Here is a 22208-nt window from a genome sequence, read left to right on the forward strand (position 1 = left end):
AAATCGCCGCGCAGCGGCCAAATCAATCCGGTGCCAGCATATATCCTGCACCCCGAACCGTCTGCAGGTATCTGGGCTGCTTCGGATCCTGTTCGATCTTCCGACGCAACCGGGTGATCTGCACATCCACCGCGCGTTCCTGCGCCTGTCCCTTGTCGCGGCCCAGATCCTCGACCAGTTTCGCGCGGCTGATCGGCTCGCCCGGCTGGGCCGAGAAGATCTTCATCAACTGGCTTTCCGTTGCGGTCAGACGCACCGGGTCTTCGCCCTGCCACATCTCACCACGTTCGATGTCATAGCGGATCGGGCCCAGCGTCAGGATCTTCGCCGCGGTATCTTGGGCTGGCGTTTCCGGCATCCGCCGCAGAATGGCATTGATGCGCAGCAGCAGCTCTTTCGGCTCGAACGGTTTGGCCAGATAATCATCCGCCCCGGCCTCAAGCCCCGCAATCCGGTGCTCGGTTTCACCCCGCGCGGTCAGCAGCAGGATTGGAGTCGCATGCGTTTCGCGCAGTGCCTTTGTCAGGCTCACGCCATCCTCACCCGGCATCATCACGTCCAGCACGATCATGTCGAAATCCAGCCCCGACAGCACCCGGCGCGCATGGGCTGCGTCGCGGGCGGCGGTTACCAGAAACCCGTTCCGCATCAGGAACTTCTTCAACAGATCGCGAATGCGTTCGTCATCGTCGACGATCAGCAGATGGGCGTCCATATCGCTCATGAGGTCGTATCCCGCAGCTTCGTATACGCATGACGCATATCAGCATCCATCATCGCTTCAAGCACTTTACGAAAACCGGCCACGGCTTCGGGGCCTGCGTCCTTATATGCCGCACGCATCCGGGCGCGCTGGGCGTCGGACAGCGTGGCCTCCAGCGCGCGGCCCTTTTCGGTCAGAAACAGGTGCCGCTCGCGCTTGTCGGCGGTACCCACCCGGCTTTCGACCATTCCATCCTCGATCAGCGTCCGCAGCACCCGGTTCAGGGATTGTTTTGTCACCCCCAGAATGGCCAGCAGGTTGTTCACCGTGGTCCCCGGCGCGCGATTGACAAAGTGAATCGCCCGGTGGTGCGCACGGCCATAAGACATCTCGGACAGGATGCGGTCAGGATCGGCGGTAAAGCCGCGATAGGCGAAAAACATGGCCTCGATCCCCTGTCGCAACTGCTCATCCGTAAGAAACAACAGGCTTTCGCCCCCAAACATCGGGGCGGGGCGGATTTCGGACATATCTTGCCTCATTCGTTACACAATGCTCAGTTTATGTCAGCCTTATTGACATTCCAAGGGCGGACAGGTATCGAATCGCAGTTTTTGCGCAAGAATGTGTCCGCTCCGGACCTAAATAGCGCAACAATCGAAAATTCAACCCGGTTCAGGAGGTTTCGCATGGCGGGGTACGATGATCGTGACGGTGTCATCTGGATGGATGGTGAACTGGTGCCCTGGCGCGAGGCCAATGTGCACCTGCTGACCCACGCGATGCACTATGCCTCATCCGTGTTCGAGGGCGAGCGCGCCTATAACGGCAAGATCTTCAAAAGCCGCGAACATTCCGAGCGTCTGATCGCCTCGGCCGAGGCGCTGGATATGCCGATGCCCTATGACGTCGATCAGATCGAGGCCGCCAAGGACGAGGCGCTGAAAGCCAGCGGCTTGCAGGACGCCTATGTCCGCGCGCTGGTCTGGCGCGGCTCGGGCGAGGATATGGGCGTGGCTTCGGCCCGGAACCCGGTTCGCATGGCCGTCGCGGTCTGGCCCTGGGGTGCCTATTACGGCGATGCCAAGATGCAGGGTGCCAAGCTGGACATCGCGGAATGGAAACGCCCCAGCCCGGAAACCATCCCGGTTCACGCCAAGGCGGCGGGTCTTTACATGATCTGCACCATCTCCAAGCACAAGGCCGAGGCAAAGGGCTGTTCGGACGCGTTGTTCATGGATTGGCGCGGCTACGTGGCCGAAGCGACCGGCGCGAATGTGTTCTTCGTCAAGGACGGAGAGGTGCACACCCCGCAGGCCGACTGCTTCCTGAACGGCATCACCCGCCAGACCGTGATCCAGATGCTGAAAGACAAGGGCATCACCGTCCACGAACGCCGCATCAAGCCCGAGGAAATGGCTGATTTCGAACAATGCTGGCTGACCGGTACGGCTGCCGAGGTCACTCCGGTCGGGCAGATCGGTGACTATACGTTCAAAGTGGGCGATCTGACCCGCGAGATTGCCGAAGACTACGAAAAGCTTGTCCGCGCCTGATCTGCGCAGATCCTGAACTCCAAACCCCTGCCTTGCGCAGGGGTTTTTCTTTGCCTGCCGTTCAAGACATTGTGCAGATCGTTCAGATGGCTGGACGAACGCGCAGGTGGGGTTACGTTACCCACATGTTGGACCTGCTCAGTGATATCCTCACCCGTCTGTCCCTGCGGGGAACATTCTATTTCCGCACCTCCTTCACACCGCCTTTCGGTATTCAGGTGCCCGCGTTCGAAAACGTGGCCCGGTTTCACTTTGTGCAGCGTGGGGAGTTGAAGGTTTTTGTCTCTAACACAGGCGAAACCCTGCGTTTGAAGCAAGGCGATCTGATTCTGATCCCGCACGGCGCGGCCCATGCGCTGCTGTGCAATGAGGTCAATCCGCTGGACGCCCTGCCGCTGGAGCAGGTGCTGGAGGACGCCGGGTATCAGGGCGACGGCGTTCTGGTTTATGGTGGCGAGGACAAAAGCCGCGATACGCAATTGATCTGCGGCCATTTCTCGTTCACCGGTCCGCCGGGGCGACGCGGCACCGGGCATATGCTGATCGACCGGCTGCCGCCCTACATCCTGATCGAGAATTATGGCGAAGAAGCCGGGGCCTGGATCGAGGCCACGCTGCGCATGATCGGGTCCGAAGTGGGCGGCGCGCGGATCGGCGGTGACCTGATCGCGCTGAAACTGTCCGAGGTCCTGTTTGCCCAGGCAATCCGGGCCTATCTGGAATGCCAAAGCCCGACCGGCGCGGCGCTTGCCGGATTTGCCGACCCCCGCATATCCCGCGCGCTGACCGCCTTTCACCACGGCCCCGCACAGGAATGGAGTGTCGAGACTCTGGCCCGCGAAGCTGGGATGTCACGCACCGCCTTTGCCCAGTTATTTGCCGAGAAGATGGAAACGACCCCGATGCAATACCTGACCTCGTGGCGGATGCAGATCGCCTGCCACGGGTTGACGGAAAGCCGCTGGAACGTGGCGGATGCGGCGGCCGAGGTCGGTTACGCGTCCGAGGCGGCTTTTTCGCGGGTGTTCAAAAAGCAGGTCGGCGTATCCCCGGCGGCTTATCGGGCGATGCACTGATAGGCCCTAACTTCTGAACGATCTGCAACGAGACCTGAACGAACCGAACTGATGCGTCCGCGTTCACTACCTTATCTTCGGATTATCCCAAGCAAGAAAAGGATCTTCCGATGTCTCTTCGTTTTGTAACTCGTAACATTCACGCCTATCTGGACTACCCTGTCGCGCTAGCGCTGATCGTGCTGCCCTTTGTTCTGGGGCTGGGTCAGTCCAACCCCATGGCCTTATGGCTGTCAGTTATCACCGGGGTTGCGGCCTTTGTCCTGACCGTGCTTACCGACCATCGCCTGGGGATCTGGCGTGTCCTGAGCTATAAGTTCCATCTGGCCGTGGATCTGATCGTCGGCATCACCTTCCTGTTCGCCCCCAGCCTTTTCGGGTTTTCGGGTCTGGATGCCGTCTTTTACTGGCTGAACGGTGCTGCGGTGGTGCTGGTGATCTCGCTCAGCGCGCCTGAACAGGGTGTTGCCGCCTGAGAATTATCCACAGCTGTCACAGTATCATCGTGATACTGTCAAAAAACTGAGCCGCGCGTTTTACAAACGGGCGGTTCTTATCGGTTCACCAATCGCGTGATCTTTGAGACGATCACCAGACAGGAGAGCCCCGAGATGACCAAGATTATTCGCCCGACCCGCCGCACGTTTCTGGCTGGCAGCACTGCATTTGCTGCGTCGCTGGCCATGCCTGCCATCAGCCGTGCCGCGTCGCGACCCGTTTTCACACATGGTGTTCAGTCAGGCGACGTGGATGCAAGCTCGGGCATGGTCTGGACTCGCACCGACCGGCCTGCGCGCGTGATGATGGAGGTCTCGACCACCGAGGGCTTTGCCGATACCCGCCGATTGCCGCCAATGGATGCAATCCCGAACGGTGACTTCGCGGTCAAACGCCTGATCGACGGGCTGCCAGCGGATCAGGATATCTTCTATCGCTTTGTCGCCGCCGATCTAAGCGATATCAATACCGTATCAGAGCCTGTTATTGGGCAATTCCGCACCGCTCCGTCCGCGCGCCGCAACATTCGATTTGCCTGGTCCGGTGACACCGCAGGTCAGGGTTGGGGGATTGATGATGACGGGATGCGCACCTATGCGACCATGGCGCAGCATCGGCCTGACTTTTTCATCCATTCCGGCGATACGGTCTATGCCGACGGCCCGATGCAGGACGAGGTCGAAAAGGACGGGCAGGTGATCTGGAAGAACGCCACCCTGATCGACGAAAAGCGCAAGGTTGCCGAGACGCTGGACGAATTCCGCGCCCAGTTGAAATACAACATGATGGACGAGCACGTACGCGCCATGAACGCCGTCTGCCCCACCTTCTTCCAGTGGGATGACCACGAGGTTGTCAACAACTGGTCGGACGCCAAGGACCTGATCTCGGATGATCGGTATTCCGAGAAATCGGTGCATGTGCTGCAAGCCCGCGCCGGACGGGCGTTTCACGAGATGACACCGCTGCGCATAACCCCTGCCGAGCCCGGTCGCGTCTATCGCAAGATCTCATACGGTCCGATGCTGGATGTGTTTTTCCTGGATCTGCGCAGCTATCGCGGCCCCAACGGACCCGCGATGGAGGATGAAATCACCGATCAGTCCCGCATTCTGGGTGCCGCGCAACTGGCCTGGCTGAAACGCGAACTTGCAGCCTCGCAAGCCACCTGGAAGGTGATTGCCTCTGACATGCCGATCGGGTTGATCGTGTGGGACAACTGGAAGGAACAGGCCGGAGCGGAGGCGATCTCAAACGGTGACAGTGGGCCGGCCAAGGGTCGCGAGTTGGAGATCGCCGATCTGCTGCGTTTTATCAAGACGGCGGGCATCACGAACACGGTCTGGTTTACAGCAGATGTTCACTATACCGCGGCGCACTTCTACGACCCTAACAAAGCCCAATTTCAGGATTTTGAACCGTTTTGGGAGTTTGTTTCGGGGCCCCTGCACGCCGGTACATTTGGTCCGAACGCGTTGGACGGAACCTTCGGGCCCGAGGTGAAATTCGTCAAAGCTCCGACCGAAGATCAAGGGGTGAACCTGCCACCCAGTGCGGGTCTGCAGTTCTTTGGCCTCGTGGATATCGACGGTTCAACGCAACAAATGACCGTTCGCCTGATGGACCGCGCGGATACCGAGCTATGGTCGGTAACGCTGGATCCGCGTGACCCGGCCATCTGATCCTATCTTCCCCGTAACTTGCGCCCCGAAGAAATTCGTGGGCGCATTTTTTTGGCTTGAATTGTCTGACTAAAATAATCAGATATAGCTCAACGCCAGATGATGTATTATCCAGCACAGGGTTTCGGGGCGGTTTGCGGGCTTAGCGCGTGACACAGTGAGGGCCTGCCGCCGCCTCGGAAACGAGACAATCGCAGGGCTTCGGTATGCGCGAAAAGATGGACGAGATCATTGCCCGGCACGATGCCGCCACTGCCTGTGGGTGCAGCTGCTGCGACACCGATTACACGGCTTACGTGGACCAAAAGAACCGCAAGGCTGCCCGCGATGCGGCGGGAAAAGACGACACTCTGCCAGAGAGCGCCGCAAGCCGCCGCAAGTCTGTGCGCTACGTATTTGAAAACCTGTCAGGCAAGCGCGCAGGTTAAGGTGGGTATGGCGACGCCCACCTTGACCATTCCTAAAAGTCCACGCCGCGCTGGGCTTTGATACCAGCCTGAAACGGGTGTTTTTCCTCGGTCATTTCGGTGACCAGATCGGCATAGTCGCGCAGCGCTTGCGGGGCGTCGCGACCGGTCAGGAAGACGCTGGTCTTGTCGGACCGTGCCTTCAGCCCCTCGATCACACGCTCAACCGACAGGTATTCATAGCGCAGGGCGATGTTGATTTCGTCCAGCACGACCAGATCATATTCACCGCTGGCCATCAGATCGCAAGCCTTGTCAAAGGCGGCGGTGGCGGCGGCAATGTCACGCTCGCGGTCCTGCGTATCCCAGGTGAAACCTTCGCCCATCGTGTGCCATGTGACCAGATCGCGGTCTTCAAAAAACCGGCGTTCACCGGTCTTCCACTTACCCTTGATGAATTGCACCACCGCGACTGTCTGACCCCAGCCCAGCGCCCGGATCACCACACCAAACGCGGCCGAGGATTTGCCCTTGCCCTTGCCGGTGTTGATCAGCACCAGCCCGCGCCCCGGATCAACCGCCTCGGACACTTTCTTGCGGTGCTTGGCCTGCACCTGCTGCATCTTTTCCTTGTGATCCTGTGCGTCGCTCATGGGAAACCCTCTTTGACTGTCGCGCCCAACCTAGGCGAAGTTTGCGAAAGGTAAAGTCACGCTTTGGGGTCGGTGACGGATCGCGCCTTGCCGCGCTCTAGCCCCAATTGATGCTCGCGCCAGATCACGACGACATTGCCTGCGATCACCAGCGCTGCGCCGATCAGGATGGCGACTGTTGGCAACTCATCGAACCAGACATAGCCGATGAAAATCGCAAACAGCATGGTCGAATAATCGTACGGCGCCAGCATCGAGGCCTGCCCGAACCGATAGGACGAGGTCACCAGAATCTGCGCGACCCCCCCAATCAGCCCCATAATGACCAGTATCAGAGCCTGATTCAGGGTTGGCATGGCCCACCCCCAGAAGGCCGTCAGCGCAGATAACAGCGTCGCGGTCATGGAAAAGTAGAACACAATGGCCGCAGGGTGATCGACTTTGACCAGTTGCCGAATATGAATCTGCACGAAGGCACGGGCCATAGTAGCCCCCAGCACGCAAAGAGCACCAATGGTAGCAGTGACTTCCATCTGAGTGCTGCCGAGCCGGGGCCAGATCATGATCAGGACCCCCAGCAGGCCCAGCGCCACCGCTCCGATTCGGATCATGCGGATGCGTTCGCCCAGCATCAGCGCGGCCAGAATCAGGGTGAAGATCGGGGTGGCATAGCCGATGGCCGTGACCTCGGGCAGGGGCAGAAGGCTGAGGCCGGTGAACGTCAGCCCCATGGCGCTGGTGCCCAGAACGCCGCGCCAGAAATGGCCCATGGGTTTCTTGACGACAAAACCTTGCGCCAGTTCGCCCCGCCAGATCAGCCAGATGATGATGACCGGAATGGCAAAGAGCGAGCGGAAAAAGACCAGCTCACCCGGCGGGAAATCCTCGGACAGGGCTTTGACCAGTGCCGACATCGAGGTGAACAGCATCAGCGCAGCCAGTTTCAAACCCACGGCAAGCATGGGTCGATGCGATGTTAAGGATTGTGCCATTGGCCGGGACCCTGCGCCTTTGGCGGCGAAAGATCAACGACGGGATTGTACCAATCAGGCGGAATTCCAGTGATCGGGAACGGGGTGGCCGATTTCATCCGCGAAGGCATCCAGAAACTCAAGCATCTGTGACACCCGTTCCTGTGCAAGCGCCCGCCCGGCAGGGGTCAGCATATCGGCAGGCAGGGTCAGCAGTTTGACTTTCCAGTGGTCGAGCGAGAATTTCAGATCGTCCAGCGCGCGCGCTTCGGCAAAGGGATCATCGGGATCATAAAGGTCGCGGCCCAGCGCGCCAGCAACAACAAAGGTGCGGGCGATGCCAATCGCGCCCAGTGCGTCCAGCCGGTCTGCGTCGCGCAGGATGCGGGCCTCGGCAGTGCGCGGGGGGATGTTGGCCGAGAAACTGTGGGCCTCAATCGCGTGCTGGGTGGCGCGGATCGACGCGGCATCAAAGCCCAGATCACCCAAAATAGGCTCTGATTCCTGCGCGGACAGACGAGAGGCGAGGTGCCGGTTCGGATCGTTCTTGGGCAGGTTGACTAGATCGTGCAGATAGCAGGCGGCCAGAAGGACCTGCATGTCTGTCTGTTCATCGGCGATGGCCTGCGCATTGCTCCAGACGCGATCCAGATGCGCCAGATCATGCGCCGGATCGGTGGCCATGCGCTGCGCGACGATGCCACGCAGACGGGCGCGCAGATCAGCCGATATGTCCACGGTTCTCGCCGATCTGACCGCGATGCAGCAGCAAGTGGTCGAGGATCACGCAGGCCATCATCGCCTCACCCACGGGAACCGCGCGGATACCGACGCAGGGGTCGTGACGGCCTTTGGTGATGATCTCGGTCTCCTCACCGGATTTGGTGATGGTCTTGCGGGTGGTCAGGATCGACGAGGTCGGTTTGACCGCAAACCGCACCACAATGTCCTGCCCGGTCGAGATACCGCCCAGAATGCCGCCCGCGTGGTTCGAGCTGTATTGCGGGCCGTTCTGACCCATGAAGATCTCGTCAGCGTTGGCCTCGCCGGTCAGTTCGGCGGCGGCCATGCCCTCGCCGATTTCGACGCCCTTGACGGCGTTGATCGACATCATCGCGGCGGCCAGATCAGTGTCTAACTTGGCGTAAATCGGTGCCCCCAGCCCGGCGGGGACGCCGCGCGCCACAACCTCGACCACCGCGCCGACCGAGTTGCCGGATTTGCGCAGGTCGTCCAGATAGGCGGCCCAATCCTCGGCCGCTTGGGCGTCGGGCGTCCAGAACGGGTTCTGTTCGATTTGCGACCAGTCGAAATTGGCGCGGTCAATCTTGTGCGGGCCGATCTGGGTCATGTAGCCGGTGATCTGCACATTGGGCGCGATCTGTTTGATGGCCTCTCGCGCCAAGCCACCAGCGGCAACACGCGACGCGGTTTCGCGCGCCGAGCTGCGCCCGCCACCGCGATAATCGCGGATGCCGTATTTCTGCCAATAGGTGATATCGGCATGGCCCGGGCGGAACTTGTCCATGATGTCGCCGTAGTCTTTCGAGCGTTGATCGGTGTTCTCGATCATCAGCTGGACAGGGGTGCCGGTGGTCTGGCCTTCGAACACGCCGGACAGGATCTTGACCTGATCGGGCTCGCGCCGTTGGGTGGTGAATTTGTTCTGCCCCGGTTTGCGCTTGTCCAGCCAGTGCTGGATCATGCCCTCATCGATTGTGACGCCCGGCGGGCAGCCATCGACGGTGGCGCCCAAAGCGGGGCCGTGGCTTTCACCCCAGGTGGTGACGCGGAAGAGGTGTCCAAAGCTGTTCATCGACATGGGGCGTGCTCCTTTGAGCGATGTGATTAGCCTTGTGGGCCTTTGGCCTCAAGCGGATTTGCGTCTGGAGGTCGGGGAGGGGGCTCTGCCCCCGTCGCGCAAGCGCGACTCCCCCGAGGTATTTTTGAACAGAAGAAGGATCAGGCCGCTTTTGCGATGGATGCGCGCGTCGCGGTGATCTTGAGCGCGGCATGTGCGGCTTCGCGGCCTTTTTCGACGAAATGCGCGCGGTAGATGGCGTTGTGGTGGTCGGTTTGCTGGTATTGGTGCGGGGTGAGTGAGACCGACAGGATCGGAACGCCGGTATCCAGGCCTGCGCGCATCAGACCGTCTACCACGGCTTGGGCCACGAAATCATGCCGGTAGATGCCGCCATCGACGACAAAGGCGGCGCAGGCGATCGCGGCATATTGGCCGGTTTGGGCCAGATCGCGCGCCAGCAGGGGCATTTCGAATGCGCCGGGAACGTCGTAGACGTCGACCTGTTCGGCGGGGATGAGCCCAACGAAGCCGTCAAGCGCGCGGTCGACGATATCGGAATGCCAGTTGGCTTTGATGAAAGCATAGCGGGTGTGTGTCATTTGGACCTCCTTAAGTAGACAGACACGTCACCCAAGGCGATCACGAGCAGACGCGCCGAGGGGGCACGCTGCACGTTCTCTTTCATCCGGACTTTAACCGTCGGCTCTGGCTTCTCACCAGATCTGCTTGTCACCCCAGATGATCCGAAGCCGCTCGCGGGCTTACGGGTCATTGCCCGCATACCGCCGGTGGGGAATTTCACCCCGCCCTGAGAACGAGACGGACCTTGCATGGATCGGGCCCCTTCTGCAAGAGATTTGGCAGGAGGACCGCTATGCACCCGAACCCCGCCTTCCGCGCCGAGGACCGCGCGCGTCATATTGCGTTTGCCCGTGACAGGGCCTTTGGCGTATTGGCAATCTCGACCGATGGCGCGCCGCTTATAAGCCATGTTCCGTTTTTGCTGTCCGAAGACGGGGCGGTGGCGGAGCTGCATCTAGTCCGCTCGAACCCGATTGTGCGGGTGTTGAAGCAGCCTGTAGCGGCGCGAATCGCGGTGTCGGGGCCGGACGGGTATGTGTCGCCCGACTGGTACGGGATCGCGGATCAGGTGCCGACCTGGAATTATGTGGCCGCCCATCTGACCGGCGTTCTTGAGATGCACTCGCAGGAGGAATTGCGCGATCTGTTGGATCGGCAGTCGGCGTTCTACGAAGATCGGCTGCGTCCGAAGCCGCCGTGGCGTACCGACAAGATGAACGATGAGGCTCTGGATCGCATGATGCGGATGATTGTGCCCTGTCGGATGCGGATCGATGACATTCAGGGTACCTGGAAGCTGAACCAGAACAAACCCGATGATGTGCGGATGCAGGCGTCCGATCACATCGCGTCGGGGATTGGGTCCGAGTTGCAGGTGCTGCAGACGCTGATGCGCGGGGCCAAGCCGTCAGACGACTGACCGCTTTTGTTTTTTCGCCCTTGTTGTAAGGTCGGCGCAATCAGGGAGCGTGCGAATGAAACTCTATCACAGTCGGACCTCGCCTTATGTGCGCAAAGTCATGGTGCTGCTGCACGAAACGGATCAGCTGGAGGATGTCGAGCTTGAGACGGTGGCCAGTACGCCGATTTCACCGGCGGCATCTTTGATCAGCAAGGCCCCCCTGACCAAGGTTCCGGCGTTGGAACGCCCGGATGGGCCAACCCTGTTCGACAGTCGGGTGATCTGCGCGTTTCTGGATGCCCGCGCCGGAGGGCGGCTTTATCCCGATGGCGCGCGCCGCTGGGATGTACTGACGCTTGAGGCGCTGGCAGATGGTATTCTGGATGCGGCCCTGTCGATGACCTACGAAGACCGGTTGCGCCCCGAAGATAAGCAATGGGACGACTGGACCGAGTCGCAATGGGTCAAGATCGACCGGGCCTGTGCCGCCCTGAACCAGCGCTGGATGGCGCATCTGTCCGGCCCGCTGGATATGGGGCAAGTGGCTGTCGGCTGTGCGCTGGGCTATCTTGATTTGCGCCACGATGAGCGCGGCTGGCGCAAGGGCAATGATGCGCTTGCGGCTTGGTTTGCCGAGTTTGGCGAGCGGCCCAGTATGGTCGCCACCCGCCCGCAAGGCTGAGGGCGACCCGCGCCCCTAGTCGCTGAAGGTTGCCAGATAGGCGGCGATGTCTTCGGCCCCTTTCCTGAGCTTGACGCTCATGTTGGGGCGGGCGGTTTCGTCCTGCAGAAACTCCTGAATGAAACCAATCGGGTCCTTTGAATAGATCGCGATGTTTTCCTCGGTCCAGACAAGCCCCTGTTCGCCCGCCCGGATTATATCGTCGGTGAACATGCCGATGGGCAGGCGCTCGCTGCCATTCAGATAATCGGTCTCGGACCCGGCGACGCGGCCCACGACGCCATAGAGATTCGGTCCGGTAATGCCGCCTTTCTCCAGAACCTCGCCATCTTTGATGATCGCGTGGCACGAAGAACAGCGGTTATAAAGCTGCTTGCCTTTGGCGGGATCGCCAGCGGCGGCGGTTTGGGTGGACAGTGCAATCGTTAACAGAACGGCGGCCAAGGGGGTTTTTGACATCGGGGTCTCCTGATCGGCGTTCGCGCAGACCGGGATGTCCGGCATTCAGGCACAGGATTCAACAGCAAAAAGACCGCTATCCCACTGAACAAATGGTCTATTTCAGAGGTGTCATTTGTCGCGGAACAATGCGGCTCTGCCGTCGCGGATATTGCATGACATGGCATCAATCTTCTGCCGGAAGATGTGCCCCGAATCCGCTTGGGTCAGGCATAGCGGGGATGTGTCCCTGACCATCGAATCAAACCCCGCCGATTCGGGATGATCGGAAAAGATGTGGGCTTGAATCACCAAAAAAACCCGATGCATTGTGACAAATAGCACAGATGCGGCGTATTGCGCGTTTATGACCGCTGGACGAACGCTATTTGCGTCGATAGACAGCGCGGTTAAGACACCGCATTCGTGCGGTGCGCGAGCTATTTGCCCGTCCGCGGGCGCCAGAAAACCGGAGATAACCTCGTGTCCCACGCAGAAGACCACGAAGGCACCCGCAGAGATTTCCTCTATTACGTCGCTGGCGGCGCAGGAGTCGTTGCGACAGGTGCAGCCGTATGGCCCCTGATCAACCAGATGAACCCGTCGGCGGATGTGCAGGCCCTGTCCTCGATCCGTACAGATGTCAGCGGGGTTGAGCCGGGCACACAGTTGACCGTGAAATGGCTGGGTAAACCCGTGTTCATCCGCCACCGCACCGGTGCCGAGATTGCTGAAGCGCAGCAACAGGATGAGGAAGCGGTTGGCAATCTGCCCGACCCGCTGGCCCGGAACTTCAACCTGAACGCAGATGCGCCCGCAACCGATGCCAACCGCGTGCTGCCCTCGCCCGAGGGCGAAGCGGCGGGTGCCTGGATCGTGCAGATGGGCGTTTGCACCCATCTGGGCTGTGTTCCGCTGGGCGACGCCGGTGATTTCGGCGGATGGTTCTGCCCCTGCCACGGCTCGCACTACGATCTGGCTGGCCGGATCCGTAAAGGCCCCGCGCCTGAGAACCTGCCGATTCCGCCCGTTGAATGGGTGGACGCATCAACCCTCAAACTCGGCTAAGGGAGACCCAACTTATGTCCGGAATTCCCCACGATCATTACGAGCCGAAGTCAAACGGCGAAAAGTGGCTGCACAGCCGCCTGCCCATCGTCGGCCTTTTGTATGACACCCTGATGATTCCCACCCCCAAGAACCTGAACTGGTGGTGGATCTGGGGCATCGTCCTGGCGTTCTGCCTGGCGCTGCAAATCGTCACCGGCATCATCCTGGTGATGCACTACACCCCCCATGTCGATCTGGCCTTTGCCAGTGTCGAGCACATCATGCGAAACGTGAATGGCGGCTACTTCATCCGCTACCTGCACATGAACGGCGCGTCGCTGTTCTTTGTTGCGGTCTATATTCACATGTTCCGCGGCCTGTTCTACGGCTCGTACAAAGCCCCGCGTGAGATCACGTGGATCATCGGGATGCTGATCTATCTGATGATGATGGGCACCGCCTTCATGGGCTATGTTCTGCCCTGGGGTCAGATGTCCTTCTGGGGTGCGACCGTGATTACCGGCCTGTTTGGCGCCATCCCGTTTGTGGGTGATGCGCTGCAGACCTGGCTGCTGGGCGGACCGGCGGTGGATAACGCCACGCTGAACCGCTTCTTCTCGCTGCACTATCTGCTGCCGTTCATCATCGCGGCGCTGGTCATCGTGCATATCTGGGCGTTCCACACCACCGGCAACAACAACCCCACAGGTGTTGAAGTGCGTCGTGGTTCGAAAGCCGAGGCCGACAAGGACACACTGCCCTTCTGGCCTTACTTCGTGATCAAAGACCTGTTCGCGCTGGCGGTTATTCTGGTCGTGTTCTGGGCCATTGTCGGCTTTATGCCGAACTACCTGGGCCACCCGGATAACTACATCGAAGCCAACCCGCTGGTTACACCTGCGCATATCGTGCCCGAATGGTACTTCCTGCCGTTCTACGCGATCCTGCGGGCCTTCACCGGCGAGGTCTGGGTTGTGCAATTCGCCAGCTTCATCACCGGCGGCATCGTCGACGCCAAGTTCTTTGGTGTGGTCGCGATGTTCGGTGCGATCCTGGCGATGGCTCTGGCACCCTGGCTGGACACCTCGACCGTGCGTTCGGGCAAATACCGTCCGATGTTCAAATGGTGGTTCTACCTGCTGATCATCGATTTCTTCGCCCTGATGTGGCTGGGTGCGATGCCCGCGGAAGAGCCCTATGCGACCTTCTCGCTGATCGCATCGGCCTACTGGTTCGCTTATTTCTTCGTGATCCTGCCAATCCTTGGGGTGATCGAGAAGCCGCTGCCGCAGCCCGAGACCATCGAAGAAGACTTCAACGCGCATTATGGCAAGGCTGACGCCGAAGCCACGCCGGCCGAGTAAGAAGAGGGACCGGAAACATGTTCAAGAAACTTGCAATCGGCGCCGCGTTTGCCCTCGCTCTGACCCCTGCTGCATCCTTTGCGGCAGGTGGCGGCGAGCAGCATATCGAGGATTTCGACTTCTCGTTCGAGGGTCCGTTCGGAACCTGGGATCAGAACCAGCTGCAGCGCGGCCTTCAGGTCTACACCGAGGTCTGCGCAGCCTGTCACGGGCTGAGATATGTGCCCCTGCGCGATCTGGAAGCGCTGGGTTATTCGGAAGAGCAGGTCATCACCTACGCGGCCGACAATTTCGAGGTCTTCGACCCCGAGCTGGACGATTTCCGCCCGGCGATCCCGACCGACCATTTCCCGGTCAATGACGCGGTTGGCGCACCCGACCTGAGCCTGATGGCCAAGGCGCGTGCGGGTTTCCACGGTCCTTACGGTCTGGGCATCAACCAGCTGGTCAAAGGCATGGGTGGCGCGGAATACATCGCCTCGCTGCTGGATGGCTATACCGGTGAAGAGAAGGAAGAAGCAGGCACCATCCTGTACGAAAACAAGGCCTTCCCCGGCGGCTGGATTTCGATGGCCCCGCCGATTTCGGAAGATCAGGTTGAGTTTGCCGACGGCCACCCGGCCACTGTCGAAGCCATGTCCGAGGACGTTGCCGCCTTCCTGATGTGGGCCGCCGAGCCCAAGATGATGGACCGCAAGAACGCCGGTTTTGTCGGTGTGATCTTCCTGACCGTTCTGTCGGTGCTGCTGTACCTGGTGAACAAGCGTCTGTGGGCGCCGCACAAGGGTAAGCTTCGCAACGAGGACTGATCCTTTTCGGAATACTGACACAAGAACCCCCGCGCCCTAAGGTTGCGGGGGTTTCTTTTTGAGGTCGCCAGAAGGGGCCAGCCCCTCTTGGCCTGCGGCCAATTCACCCCGAGGTATTTTCGAACAGAAGAAGGGGGGATCAGACCGTGAGTTGGCCCGAGGTCTGCCCGGTGATTGTTGCCGTCACGATCTGGCCTTCGGGCTGAGGCGCGTTGAAGGCGACCTCGGTGAATTGTTCGGTCCGACCCATATGGGGGTTTTCCATCAGGATGTGATGGGTTTTGCCGATCTGGTCTGACAGGTGCCGGGTGACCTGCGCATCACCTGCGGCGCGCAGGCGGGCGGCGCGGTCTTTGATGATGTTGCCGTTGACCTGCTGCGGGATGCGGGCCGCCGGGGTGCCGTCGCGTTTGGAGTAGGGGAAGACGTGCAGCCAGGTCAGATCGCAATCAGCGACCAGTTTCAGCGAGTTCTCGAAATGCGCCTCTGACTCGGTCGGGAAACCTGCGATGATGTCTGCGCCAAAGGTCATCTGCGGGCGCAGCTTGCGGGCCTCTTCGGTGAAGCGGATGGCGTCGTCGCGCAGGTGGCGGCGTTTCATGCGTTTCAGGATCAGATCGTCGCCATGTTGCAGCGACAGATGCAGATGCGGCATCAGGCGCGGCTCGGTCGCGATGGCCTGCATCAGGTTCTCGTCCACTTCGATGGAATCGATCGAACTGATCCGCAAGCGGGGCAGGTCTGGCACCAGCTTGAGGATGCGCATCACCAGATCGCCCAGCCTGGGCTGCGCCGGCAGGTCGGCCCCCCACGAGGTGAGGTCTACGCCTGTCAGGACGACCTCATTATAGCCTTTGTCCACCAGCCGCTTGATCTGATCGACAACCACGCCCGCAGGGACACTGCGCGAGTTTCCGCGGCCATAGGGGATAATGCAGAAGGTGCAGCGATGGTCGCATCCGTTCTGGACCTGCACATAAGCGCGGGATCGGGTTCCGAAACCGTCGATCAGGTGGCCAGCGGTTTCAGTGACCGACATGATGTCATCGACCTGCACTGTTTCGGTTTCGCCAATGAAATCGGCCGCCATACCCTTCCAGGTATCGGGCCGCATTTTCTCGGTATTGCCGATGACTGCGTCGACCTCTTCCATTTGGGCAAAGGTCTCAGGCTCGGTCTGTGCCGCGCAACCGGTGACGATCAGGCGGGCGTTTGGGTTTTCCCGGCGCAGCTTGCGAATCTCTTGCCGCGCCTTGCGCACCGCCTCAGCCGTCACGGCACAGGTGTTCACGACCACCGCATCGGTCAACCCCGCCTGTTGCGACAGCTCTTTCATCGCCTCGGTTTCATAGGCGTTCAGGCGACATCCCAGAGTGGTGAATTTCGGGGCGCTCATCCCAGCGACCTTATGAATTCGGGCGTCAGGGTGCCCGAGAATACATGGGCTGTTGGTCCGGTCATCCAGACACCATCGTCGCGCCAGTCGATCCAGATGGTGCCGCCGTCCAGTTCGATCTGCACCTTGCGCCCGGTCAGGCCCCGCCGAGCAGCCGCAACCGCTGTGGCGCAAGAGGACGAGCCAGAGGCCAGAGTGATGCCCACACCGCGTTCCCAGACGCGCATCCGGATATGATCCGGCCCGATCACCTGAGCAACCTGAACATTGGTGCGTTCGGGGTAGAGAGGGTGGTGTTCGTAGCGCGACCCGAACTCGGTCAAGGGAATCGCTTCGGCGTCATCCACGAAAAACGTGCAGTGCGGGTTGCCCATGCCGGTCGCCGTTGGCGCGCCTTCTATGGGCAGTTCCAGAGTGTCCATCTCTTCCGCCAGCGGGACGTCGTGCCACTCCAGCTGAGGTTGCCCCATATTGACCGAGGTCAGGCCGTTCCCGGCCTCTTTGGCCAACAATGTGCCCCGTTCAGTCGTCAGCGTCAGATCGGATTTCCCGCTTTCCTCCATCAGAAACCGGGCGATACAGCGGGTGGCGTTCCCACAGGCGGCCGAGGTCGAGCCGTCCGCGTTGTAAAATACCAGATGTGCGTCGGCTGGGCCGGTTTCGATCACGGCCAACTGGTCGAATCCGACGCCAAACTGACGATGCCCGATTCCCCTGGCCAATTCCGCGCTGATCGGAACGGCATGTGCGCGCGCATCCACAATGACAAAGTCATTGCCCAGCCCGTGCATCTTCATAAAGGGCAAACCGGTATCGCTTATCTGTTGCATGGCGGGCATATAACGTTGCTCTGAACATGAATCCACCCTGTCGCGCAGATTCCTGAAAAAAGGGGTTGACCCCCCCGCGCCACCTGCCTAATTAGGCCGCCTATCGGGTCGCGGGAAACACTGATTAAACCGGCGAAACGAGGCGCAAAATAAGGGCTTGAACCCGGTCGGGTAATTGCCTTACAGAGCGCCACGGATCGTCAAGATCCAACGAAAGAGTGGGCCGTTAGCTCAGTTGGTAGAGCAACTGACTTTTAATCAGTGGGTCGCAGGTTCGAATCCTGCACGGCTCACCACTTTTTCCGCAAGGCAAGCTTGAACAGGCGGGATTTTCCCGCGTCAGCTGCAATCAAGCGGTATGGAACCGCATAGAAATATGCAAAAGACCGTTGGGGTCGGATGTAGGCGCATCCCAACCCTCGAACTACTTCTTTTCGAAGAACAGGATGACCTCTCCGATGCGGATCCCGAAGCGTGAGACATAGGCGCGGTTCAGCAGGCGGTCATCTTCCAGCAGCCACATCCAGTCGTCGAACTTCACGCGCATGGAGCCGTCCTTGATCGGCAGGTCGATCTTGTATTTCCAGTTGAAGGTGTCACCGCGCTCGATCCCTTCAGCGGTGCCAAGCACGCCGGGGGCGGTGCCGGTCCAGGTATCGGCGCCGGTTTTGGTCAGGGTCCAGATACGCTGCTCGGTCGCGCCGTCATCATAGACGAAATCTTCGACCAAGGTGAGCGTTTCTCCGTCCCAGGTGCCGTCGATATCAACGGTAAAGCGGCGCGGGACGTTGCCGAGGATGTCCTGAAACTGACCGTAGGCAACGGTTTTGCCTTCGAAAAACTCCTCAAGGTTCAACTCGCGATCCGACAGGAAGGATTTGGGAACCCTCGGTTTGGCCGAGCACGCCGCCAGCACCAACAGACAGGCGATCGCGGCAATGGATATGAGCGCGCGGATACGGATCATTGCAACAGCCTGCCGTCCGCGTCGGCATCATAGCCGTTTGTGCCGGACAGATGCGTGGTCTTGATCTCGGGTGCAGGGCGCATGGTCGCGACCAGCTCGGCCACTTTGATGCCGAATTTGCGCATTTCGGATCGGTTCATGATCGCGCCATTTTCGGTCAGATACATCCAGTCGGTCACATCCAGCGTGTGACCGCCCGCATCTTCGGGCAGGATGATCCTGTAGGTCAGCTTGACGGTTGAGCCCGAGATTTCACCTTTTCCTTCCCCCACAATGTCATCTGCCGTGGCGATGAAAGTGTTGCCGGTGCCCATAGTCAGATACCATTTGCGGGTCATCTGCTTGCCGTTGGAATAGGTGAACCATTCCGCCAATGTGCCCGAGTTGCCGTCCCATTCGCCGACCATGCGCGCCACGAAGCTGTTCGACATCTTGCCATTGGGGCCATAGATCAAGCCTTCGGACAGGATCTCGCCATTGAGGTGTTTCTTCAGCGAGAAATCCGGGCCGGTGCCCGTGTAATCGGCAGGCGATTGGGACCGAAAGCTCAGAAACCGGCCCCGGGCCGCAAGAACAGCGAGGATGGCGAGCAGAAACACGATAAGCGTATTCATTTGGCTGTAACCTCCGTAGGAAGGGTCAGAACCATCCCGAACGCCCCAAGCTTTAGGATGCAGGGCAGCACGGCGTAGGCGAGGTTGAGCGTGTTCAACGCCTCGGCACTGTTGGTTTGACCGGGTGTAAAGCCGCTGCGTTCCAGAAGCGGCAGAGTGAAAAAGGCAGCGAGCGCAAGGCCCAGCTTGCCAGCGAATGACCAGATGCCAAACGCGGCCGAGGCGTTCAGCCCCGCGCGCGTCAGCACGACCGAGAACATGGCGGGCAGCACCACCATATCCGCCCCAAGCGCCGCGCCGGATGCGATGCAGATGATGGCGAAACCGGTGAGGTCTCCGGCGGATAGCGTTGCGGCACCGATGAAGCCCGCGATCGAGAGCGGCATGGCGATGATCAGGGTCTTTTTCGGGCCGATCCGGTTGCTGAGCTTGGCCCAAAGCGGCACGCTTGCGCCCGCGCTGAGGAAGAACAGGATCAGCAGCGGCCCCGCCTTGCCGGCCAGTTGCAGGCGATCTTCGACAAAGAACAGGAACAGCGTTGAGGTGATGGCGACCGGAAGGCTGTTGACCAGTGCCAATGCCAGCAGTCTCAGCGCTCCGGCCTGCCCAAGACCGGCGAAGGACAGGCCCTGACCGGTGATCGGCGTGCGCCGCCAGATCGGTATTGTCAGAACCAGGGTCAACAGCGCCAACAGGCCGAGAAACAGCCCGAAAGCGGGGTAACCTTGCGCTGATGCACCCAAGGCCACGAACAGGGCTGGCGCGCTGGCCGCGATGACCACGCCCGTCAGTTGCCCGCCTTCGCGGTAGGCGGCGAGTGTCATCAGTTCTTTCGCGTCAGCCTTTTTCGCAAGCGTCGCGCTGCGGCCGTATAGAAGGATTGTGCCCAGGCTGTAGGCCGAAAACAGCAGGATCAGAACCGTGATCAGGGCTGTGACGCTTGCGCCTTCGGGCAGGCCAAACAGCAAGGGAAAGCCGATGGCCAATCCCAACGCGGCCAAAGCTGCGAACAAAAGCTGCCCCCCCGGCCAGCGGTCGATGGCCCAGCCGATCAGCGGGTCCTGCACCAGATCGACCAGTCGGATCACCAGCAAGACCGTACCGATCACCCCAAGGCCAATGCCCAGATTCACCGCCGCAAAGCGCGGCAGGTGAATATAAAGCGGAATACCCGCCGCAGCGAGCATCAGCGCATAGAGGCTGACACGGGGGTACAGCATCACCGACCCTTCAAACTCTGCGTAAAGCTGGCCGACCGGGTGTTGTCGCCCAGAAAGATCGACATGAAGGATTTCTTGATGTCGGTACTCGCCAGCGTGCAGGTTTGGGTACCATTGCGCCAGAACCCGACCTTGTTGGGCCCTTCCGAGATCGCCAGATAGTTGTCACCTTTGCTGACGGCCTGAAAACAGGCTTCAAGCTGTGCCTGTGTGGGCTGTGGGTTGCCCTGACGGGCCATCTCTTCCAGCGTCGATTCCACAAGTGCCTTTTGTTTTAGGTTCTTGCGGTAGGTCAGTTGCAGGCCAAAATCCTCGGCCCAGTTAAACGCGGCCCCGCCGGGGGTGTAGAGTTTCGCGTCGTAAAGCGGCAGACCCAGAAACCGAAAGGTCCCGCTGCCGATCTGCTTGGGGTCTTTCAATTCGCGCGACAGCGGATCCGCTGCCAGCCCAACCGGGGCCAGCAGCGTCAAAGACAAAAGCCCGGCGCGCCAGAGGCGCCTATTCAGCCGCAACAGCAGGGATGGCCGGGTCTTGTTCCAAAGTGCCATGGTCAGCTCCGATCGTTTGCGGGGTGCCCTTGATGCGATCCACGACATGCATCGCGCTGGCAATCCCGTCTTCGTGAAACCCGTGCCGGTTATACGCTCCGGCGAACCAAGTCCGGTTCTGTCCCTGCATCTCGCGGATTTGCCCTTGTGCTTTCAGGGCGGCCTTGTCGAACACCGGATGGGCGAACTCGACCTGATCATAGATATTGTCCGCGGGAATTTCTGACGACGCGTTCAGCGTCACGAACAGCGGATCGCTGTCTGGAATGTTCTGCAAACGGTTCATCCAATAGGTGACGCCGACATTCCCGGCTTGCGAGCGATAGGTCCAACTGGACCAGCAAGCACGACGCTTGGGCATCTGGCCGGGGTCGCAATGCAGGATGGCGCTGTTGGGCTGATAGCGGATCGCTTCCAATGCTGCAGCTTCGGCGGCGGTGGCATTGTCGCCCAGAATGGCGCGGGACTGATCGGAATGGGTGGCCAGAATGATTTCATCAAACCGGTCGGTGTGGCCCTGACTTGTAACCGAAACGCCCATGTCGTCACGCTGAACATGATCGACCGGAGCACCCAGACGGATGTCACATCCCCGTTCGCGCAGGGCGGCGTCGATGCGACGCACATACTCGATGCTGCCGCCTTTGACCGTGTACCACTGGTGCTGGTTGGCGCGGCCGCTGGCCAGCAAGGCGTGATTGCGGAAGAACTGCACCAGCGAGCGCGCTGGGAACTGATCCACGAATTCAACTGGCGTCGACCAGATCGCGCCGCACATCGGCATCAGATAGTTGTGGCGGAACCAGTGACCCAGACGCATCTGATCCACCAGCTCTCCGATCGTGGTGTCGTCGTCCTTAGCGGCCTCGGGCGCTTCTTTGCTGAAGCGCAGGATGTCGGCGATCATCTTGTAATAAGACGGCCGCGCCAGATTGCGTTTCTGTGCGGTCAGGGTGCGCAGGTTGTTCAGCCCATACTCGATCCGACCGTTGTCGATGGTTGCGCCAAAGCTCATCTCGGATTTGGTGACCGGCACGTTCAATTCGTCGAACAGTTTGGTCAGGTAAGGATAGGTCGCGTAGTTGAACACGATGAACCCGGTATCCACCGGTTGATCACCTTTCTTTCCCGCCATGACCGTGCGGGCATGCCCCCCCAGTCGGGGTTCGGCCTCGTAAACTGTGATGTCGTGGTCTTCTGAAAGGTAGTAAGCTGCGGATAGACCTGAAATGCCTGCACCTACGATTGCGATTTTCTTACGTACGCCCCGTGTTTCGTCGAACATGTGATCCCCTTAGTGCGACATTTTACAAAGGGATACGTAGCAGGGTTCACGCCGGATCAATCAGATTAGATTAATTTGCCACGTGCTCTAGACTGTGACGTCTGGGCTGAGTTTCCTGTGTGGTTGCGTGATCCAGCCCTTTGGCCCAACCGTAGAAGATACAGCACAACAG

General features: G+C 60.1%; 25 protein-coding genes, 1 tRNA gene and 1 riboswitch. Of the genes, 11 read left to right on the forward strand and 15 right to left on the reverse strand.

Going from position 1 to position 22208, the window contains the following annotated elements:
* Positions 1–22: 22 nt before the first annotated feature.
* Both ACR0MO_RS10425 and ACR0MO_RS10430 read right to left on the reverse strand, forming a co-directional pair.
* Positions 23–724 (reverse strand): response regulator, encoded by a 702-nt coding sequence (locus tag ACR0MO_RS10425; RefSeq protein ID WP_170453461.1) that lies wholly within the window; start codon positions 722–724, stop codon positions 23–25.
* The gene (locus ACR0MO_RS10430; RefSeq protein WP_170623372.1) at positions 721–1233 is read right to left on the reverse strand and encodes a MarR family transcriptional regulator; all 513 of its coding nucleotides are present in this window, start codon (positions 1231–1233) and stop codon (positions 721–723) included. Before ACR0MO_RS10430 ends, ACR0MO_RS10425 begins: the two co-directional genes overlap by 4 nt.
* Positions 1234–1392: 159 nt before the next feature.
* Between ACR0MO_RS10430 and ACR0MO_RS10435 the strand changes: the two genes are divergently transcribed.
* The 5 genes from ACR0MO_RS10435 (at position 1393) to ACR0MO_RS10455 (ending at position 5943) form a co-directional block, all read left to right on the forward strand.
* On the forward strand, positions 1393–2259 hold the full coding sequence (locus tag ACR0MO_RS10435; protein ID WP_480780765.1) for a branched-chain amino acid aminotransferase: 867 nt from the start codon (positions 1393–1395) through the stop codon (positions 2257–2259).
* A gap of 125 nt (positions 2260–2384) precedes the next feature.
* Complete coding sequence (locus tag ACR0MO_RS10440) at positions 2385–3335, forward strand: AraC family transcriptional regulator (RefSeq protein WP_170623617.1); 951 nt, start codon at positions 2385–2387, stop codon at positions 3333–3335.
* A gap of 110 nt (positions 3336–3445) precedes the next feature.
* Complete coding sequence (locus ACR0MO_RS10445) at positions 3446–3811, forward strand: SPW repeat domain-containing protein (RefSeq protein WP_480780764.1); 366 nt, start codon at positions 3446–3448, stop codon at positions 3809–3811.
* A gap of 135 nt (positions 3812–3946) precedes the next feature.
* A complete protein-coding gene (locus ACR0MO_RS10450; RefSeq protein WP_480891100.1) occupies positions 3947–5515 on the forward strand; it encodes an alkaline phosphatase D family protein in 1569 nt (522 codons plus the stop codon).
* A 206-nt stretch (positions 5516–5721) separates the two neighbouring features.
* A complete protein-coding gene (locus ACR0MO_RS10455; protein ID WP_170453466.1) occupies positions 5722–5943 on the forward strand; it encodes a hypothetical protein in 222 nt (73 codons plus the stop codon).
* A 32-nt stretch (positions 5944–5975) separates the two neighbouring features.
* Here ACR0MO_RS10455 and cobO read toward each other — a convergent pair whose 3' ends face one another.
* From cobO to ACR0MO_RS10480, 5 genes are all read right to left on the reverse strand, one after another.
* Entirely contained in the window at positions 5976–6575 is a 600-nt protein-coding gene (gene cobO, locus ACR0MO_RS10460; RefSeq protein ID WP_170453467.1) for a cob(I)yrinic acid a,c-diamide adenosyltransferase, read from the reverse strand.
* Positions 6576–6631: 56 nt separating this feature from the next.
* Positions 6632–7567: a DMT family transporter gene (locus ACR0MO_RS10465; RefSeq protein WP_170453468.1), complete on the reverse strand. Its 936-nt coding sequence runs from the start codon at positions 7565–7567 to the stop codon at positions 6632–6634.
* 54 nt (positions 7568–7621) lie between these two features.
* Positions 7622–8284 carry an HD domain-containing protein gene (locus ACR0MO_RS10470; protein WP_480891102.1) on the reverse strand — a complete coding sequence of 221 codons (663 nt, stop codon included), beginning with the start codon at positions 8282–8284 and terminating at the stop codon, positions 7622–7624.
* Positions 8268–9368, reverse strand: coding sequence for a chorismate synthase (gene aroC, locus ACR0MO_RS10475; RefSeq protein WP_480891105.1), 1101 nt, complete (start codon positions 9366–9368; stop codon positions 8268–8270). The genes ACR0MO_RS10470 and aroC overlap by 17 nt, the downstream gene beginning before the upstream one ends.
* Positions 9369–9508: 140 nt before the next feature.
* Positions 9509–9949 carry a 6,7-dimethyl-8-ribityllumazine synthase gene (locus tag ACR0MO_RS10480; RefSeq protein ID WP_480891107.1) on the reverse strand — a complete coding sequence of 147 codons (441 nt, stop codon included), beginning with the start codon at positions 9947–9949 and terminating at the stop codon, positions 9509–9511.
* A 70-nt stretch (positions 9950–10019) separates the two neighbouring features.
* A riboswitch (FMN riboswitch) is annotated at positions 10020–10170 on the reverse strand.
* Positions 10171–10224: 54 nt separating this feature from the next.
* On the opposite strand from ACR0MO_RS10480, the gene ACR0MO_RS10485 reads away from it, so the two are divergent.
* Positions 10225–10851 (forward strand): FMN-binding negative transcriptional regulator, encoded by a 627-nt coding sequence (locus tag ACR0MO_RS10485; RefSeq protein WP_480891109.1) that lies wholly within the window; start codon positions 10225–10227, stop codon positions 10849–10851.
* Between the two features lie 55 nt (positions 10852–10906).
* Positions 10907–11515 carry a glutathione S-transferase gene (locus ACR0MO_RS10490; RefSeq protein ID WP_480891112.1) on the forward strand — a complete coding sequence of 203 codons (609 nt, stop codon included), beginning with the start codon at positions 10907–10909 and terminating at the stop codon, positions 11513–11515.
* A 15-nt stretch (positions 11516–11530) separates the two neighbouring features.
* On the opposite strand, the gene ACR0MO_RS10495 is transcribed toward ACR0MO_RS10490, so the two are convergent.
* On the reverse strand, positions 11531–11974 hold the full coding sequence (locus ACR0MO_RS10495) for a c-type cytochrome (protein ID WP_480891114.1): 444 nt from the start codon (positions 11972–11974) through the stop codon (positions 11531–11533).
* A 462-nt stretch (positions 11975–12436) separates the two neighbouring features.
* Between ACR0MO_RS10495 and petA the strand changes: the two genes are divergently transcribed.
* From petA to ACR0MO_RS10510, 3 genes are read left to right on the forward strand one after another with little or no spacing between them, the layout of a single operon-like run.
* Positions 12437–13021: a ubiquinol-cytochrome c reductase iron-sulfur subunit gene (gene petA, locus ACR0MO_RS10500; RefSeq protein WP_170453475.1), complete on the forward strand. Its 585-nt coding sequence runs from the start codon at positions 12437–12439 to the stop codon at positions 13019–13021.
* A gap of 14 nt (positions 13022–13035) precedes the next feature.
* Complete coding sequence (gene petB, locus ACR0MO_RS10505) at positions 13036–14367, forward strand: cytochrome b (protein ID WP_170453476.1); 1332 nt, start codon at positions 13036–13038, stop codon at positions 14365–14367.
* A gap of 17 nt (positions 14368–14384) precedes the next feature.
* The gene (locus ACR0MO_RS10510; protein ID WP_170453477.1) at positions 14385–15176 is read left to right on the forward strand and encodes a cytochrome c1; all 792 of its coding nucleotides are present in this window, start codon (positions 14385–14387) and stop codon (positions 15174–15176) included.
* Positions 15177–15315: 139 nt separating this feature from the next.
* Here ACR0MO_RS10510 and mtaB read toward each other — a convergent pair whose 3' ends face one another.
* Both mtaB and dapF read right to left on the reverse strand, forming a co-directional pair.
* Positions 15316–16572 (reverse strand): tRNA (N(6)-L-threonylcarbamoyladenosine(37)-C(2))-methylthiotransferase MtaB, encoded by a 1257-nt coding sequence (mtaB, locus tag ACR0MO_RS10515; RefSeq protein ID WP_170453478.1) that lies wholly within the window; start codon positions 16570–16572, stop codon positions 15316–15318.
* The gene (gene dapF, locus ACR0MO_RS10520; RefSeq protein WP_170453479.1) at positions 16569–17411 is read right to left on the reverse strand and encodes a diaminopimelate epimerase; all 843 of its coding nucleotides are present in this window, start codon (positions 17409–17411) and stop codon (positions 16569–16571) included. The genes mtaB and dapF overlap by 4 nt, the downstream gene beginning before the upstream one ends.
* Before the next feature lie 211 nt (positions 17412–17622).
* On the opposite strand from dapF, the gene ACR0MO_RS10525 reads away from it, so the two are divergent.
* Positions 17623–17698 (forward strand) — tRNA-Lys (locus ACR0MO_RS10525).
* Between the two features lie 128 nt (positions 17699–17826).
* On the opposite strand, the gene ACR0MO_RS10530 is transcribed toward ACR0MO_RS10525, so the two are convergent.
* From ACR0MO_RS10530 to ACR0MO_RS10550, 5 genes are read right to left on the reverse strand one after another with little or no spacing between them, the layout of a single operon-like run.
* Positions 17827–18369 (reverse strand): DUF3833 domain-containing protein, encoded by a 543-nt coding sequence (locus tag ACR0MO_RS10530; RefSeq protein WP_170453523.1) that lies wholly within the window; start codon positions 18367–18369, stop codon positions 17827–17829.
* Complete coding sequence (locus ACR0MO_RS10535) at positions 18366–18983, reverse strand: DUF3833 domain-containing protein (RefSeq protein WP_170453524.1); 618 nt, start codon at positions 18981–18983, stop codon at positions 18366–18368. Before ACR0MO_RS10535 ends, ACR0MO_RS10530 begins: the two co-directional genes overlap by 4 nt.
* Positions 18980–20203: an MFS transporter gene (locus ACR0MO_RS10540; protein WP_170453525.1), complete on the reverse strand. Its 1224-nt coding sequence runs from the start codon at positions 20201–20203 to the stop codon at positions 18980–18982. The genes ACR0MO_RS10535 and ACR0MO_RS10540 overlap by 4 nt, the downstream gene beginning before the upstream one ends.
* Positions 20203–20751, reverse strand: coding sequence for a hypothetical protein (locus ACR0MO_RS10545; protein WP_480626529.1), 549 nt, complete (start codon positions 20749–20751; stop codon positions 20203–20205). The genes ACR0MO_RS10540 and ACR0MO_RS10545 overlap by 1 nt, the downstream gene beginning before the upstream one ends.
* Positions 20702–22036, reverse strand: coding sequence for an FAD-dependent oxidoreductase (locus ACR0MO_RS10550; RefSeq protein ID WP_170453526.1), 1335 nt, complete (start codon positions 22034–22036; stop codon positions 20702–20704). Before ACR0MO_RS10550 ends, ACR0MO_RS10545 begins: the two co-directional genes overlap by 50 nt.
* Positions 22037–22208: the final 172 nt, after the last annotated feature.

The organism is Ruegeria sp. K5 (assembly GCF_056531805.1).

Excerpts from the sequence above, each read along its gene's own strand:
- ACR0MO_RS10425 (WP_170453461.1), bottom strand. The coding sequence starts at position 724 with ATGAGCGATATGGACGCCCATCTGCTGATCGTCGACGATGACGAACGC.
- ACR0MO_RS10430 (WP_170623372.1), bottom strand. The coding sequence starts at position 1,233 with ATGTCCGAAATCCGCCCCGCCCCGATGTTTGGGGGCGAAAGCCTGTTG.
- ACR0MO_RS10435 (WP_480780765.1), top strand. The coding sequence starts at position 1,393 with ATGGCGGGGTACGATGATCGTGACGGTGTCATCTGGATGGATGGTGAA.
- ACR0MO_RS10440 (WP_170623617.1), top strand. The coding sequence starts at position 2,385 with ATGTTGGACCTGCTCAGTGATATCCTCACCCGTCTGTCCCTGCGGGGA.
- ACR0MO_RS10445 (WP_480780764.1), top strand. The coding sequence starts at position 3,446 with ATGTCTCTTCGTTTTGTAACTCGTAACATTCACGCCTATCTGGACTAC.
- ACR0MO_RS10450 (WP_480891100.1), top strand. The coding sequence starts at position 3,947 with ATGACCAAGATTATTCGCCCGACCCGCCGCACGTTTCTGGCTGGCAGC.
- ACR0MO_RS10455 (WP_170453466.1), top strand. The coding sequence starts at position 5,722 with ATGCGCGAAAAGATGGACGAGATCATTGCCCGGCACGATGCCGCCACT.
- cobO (WP_170453467.1), bottom strand. The coding sequence starts at position 6,575 with ATGAGCGACGCACAGGATCACAAGGAAAAGATGCAGCAGGTGCAGGCC.
- ACR0MO_RS10465 (WP_170453468.1), bottom strand. The coding sequence starts at position 7,567 with ATGGCACAATCCTTAACATCGCATCGACCCATGCTTGCCGTGGGTTTG.
- aroC (WP_480891105.1), bottom strand. The coding sequence starts at position 9,368 with ATGTCGATGAACAGCTTTGGACACCTCTTCCGCGTCACCACCTGGGGT.
- ACR0MO_RS10480 (WP_480891107.1), bottom strand. The coding sequence starts at position 9,949 with ATGACACACACCCGCTATGCTTTCATCAAAGCCAACTGGCATTCCGAT.
- ACR0MO_RS10485 (WP_480891109.1), top strand. The coding sequence starts at position 10,225 with ATGCACCCGAACCCCGCCTTCCGCGCCGAGGACCGCGCGCGTCATATT.
- ACR0MO_RS10490 (WP_480891112.1), top strand. The coding sequence starts at position 10,907 with ATGAAACTCTATCACAGTCGGACCTCGCCTTATGTGCGCAAAGTCATG.
- ACR0MO_RS10495 (WP_480891114.1), bottom strand. The coding sequence starts at position 11,974 with ATGTCAAAAACCCCCTTGGCCGCCGTTCTGTTAACGATTGCACTGTCC.
- petB (WP_170453476.1), top strand. The coding sequence starts at position 13,036 with ATGTCCGGAATTCCCCACGATCATTACGAGCCGAAGTCAAACGGCGAA.
- ACR0MO_RS10510 (WP_170453477.1), top strand. The coding sequence starts at position 14,385 with ATGTTCAAGAAACTTGCAATCGGCGCCGCGTTTGCCCTCGCTCTGACC.
- mtaB (WP_170453478.1), bottom strand. The coding sequence starts at position 16,572 with ATGAGCGCCCCGAAATTCACCACTCTGGGATGTCGCCTGAACGCCTAT.
- dapF (WP_170453479.1), bottom strand. The coding sequence starts at position 17,411 with ATGCCCGCCATGCAACAGATAAGCGATACCGGTTTGCCCTTTATGAAG.
- ACR0MO_RS10530 (WP_170453523.1), bottom strand. The coding sequence starts at position 18,369 with ATGATCCGTATCCGCGCGCTCATATCCATTGCCGCGATCGCCTGTCTG.
- ACR0MO_RS10535 (WP_170453524.1), bottom strand. The coding sequence starts at position 18,983 with ATGAATACGCTTATCGTGTTTCTGCTCGCCATCCTCGCTGTTCTTGCG.
- ACR0MO_RS10540 (WP_170453525.1), bottom strand. The coding sequence starts at position 20,203 with ATGCTGTACCCCCGTGTCAGCCTCTATGCGCTGATGCTCGCTGCGGCG.
- ACR0MO_RS10545 (WP_480626529.1), bottom strand. The coding sequence starts at position 20,751 with ATGGCACTTTGGAACAAGACCCGGCCATCCCTGCTGTTGCGGCTGAAT.
- ACR0MO_RS10550 (WP_170453526.1), bottom strand. The coding sequence starts at position 22,036 with ATGTTCGACGAAACACGGGGCGTACGTAAGAAAATCGCAATCGTAGGT.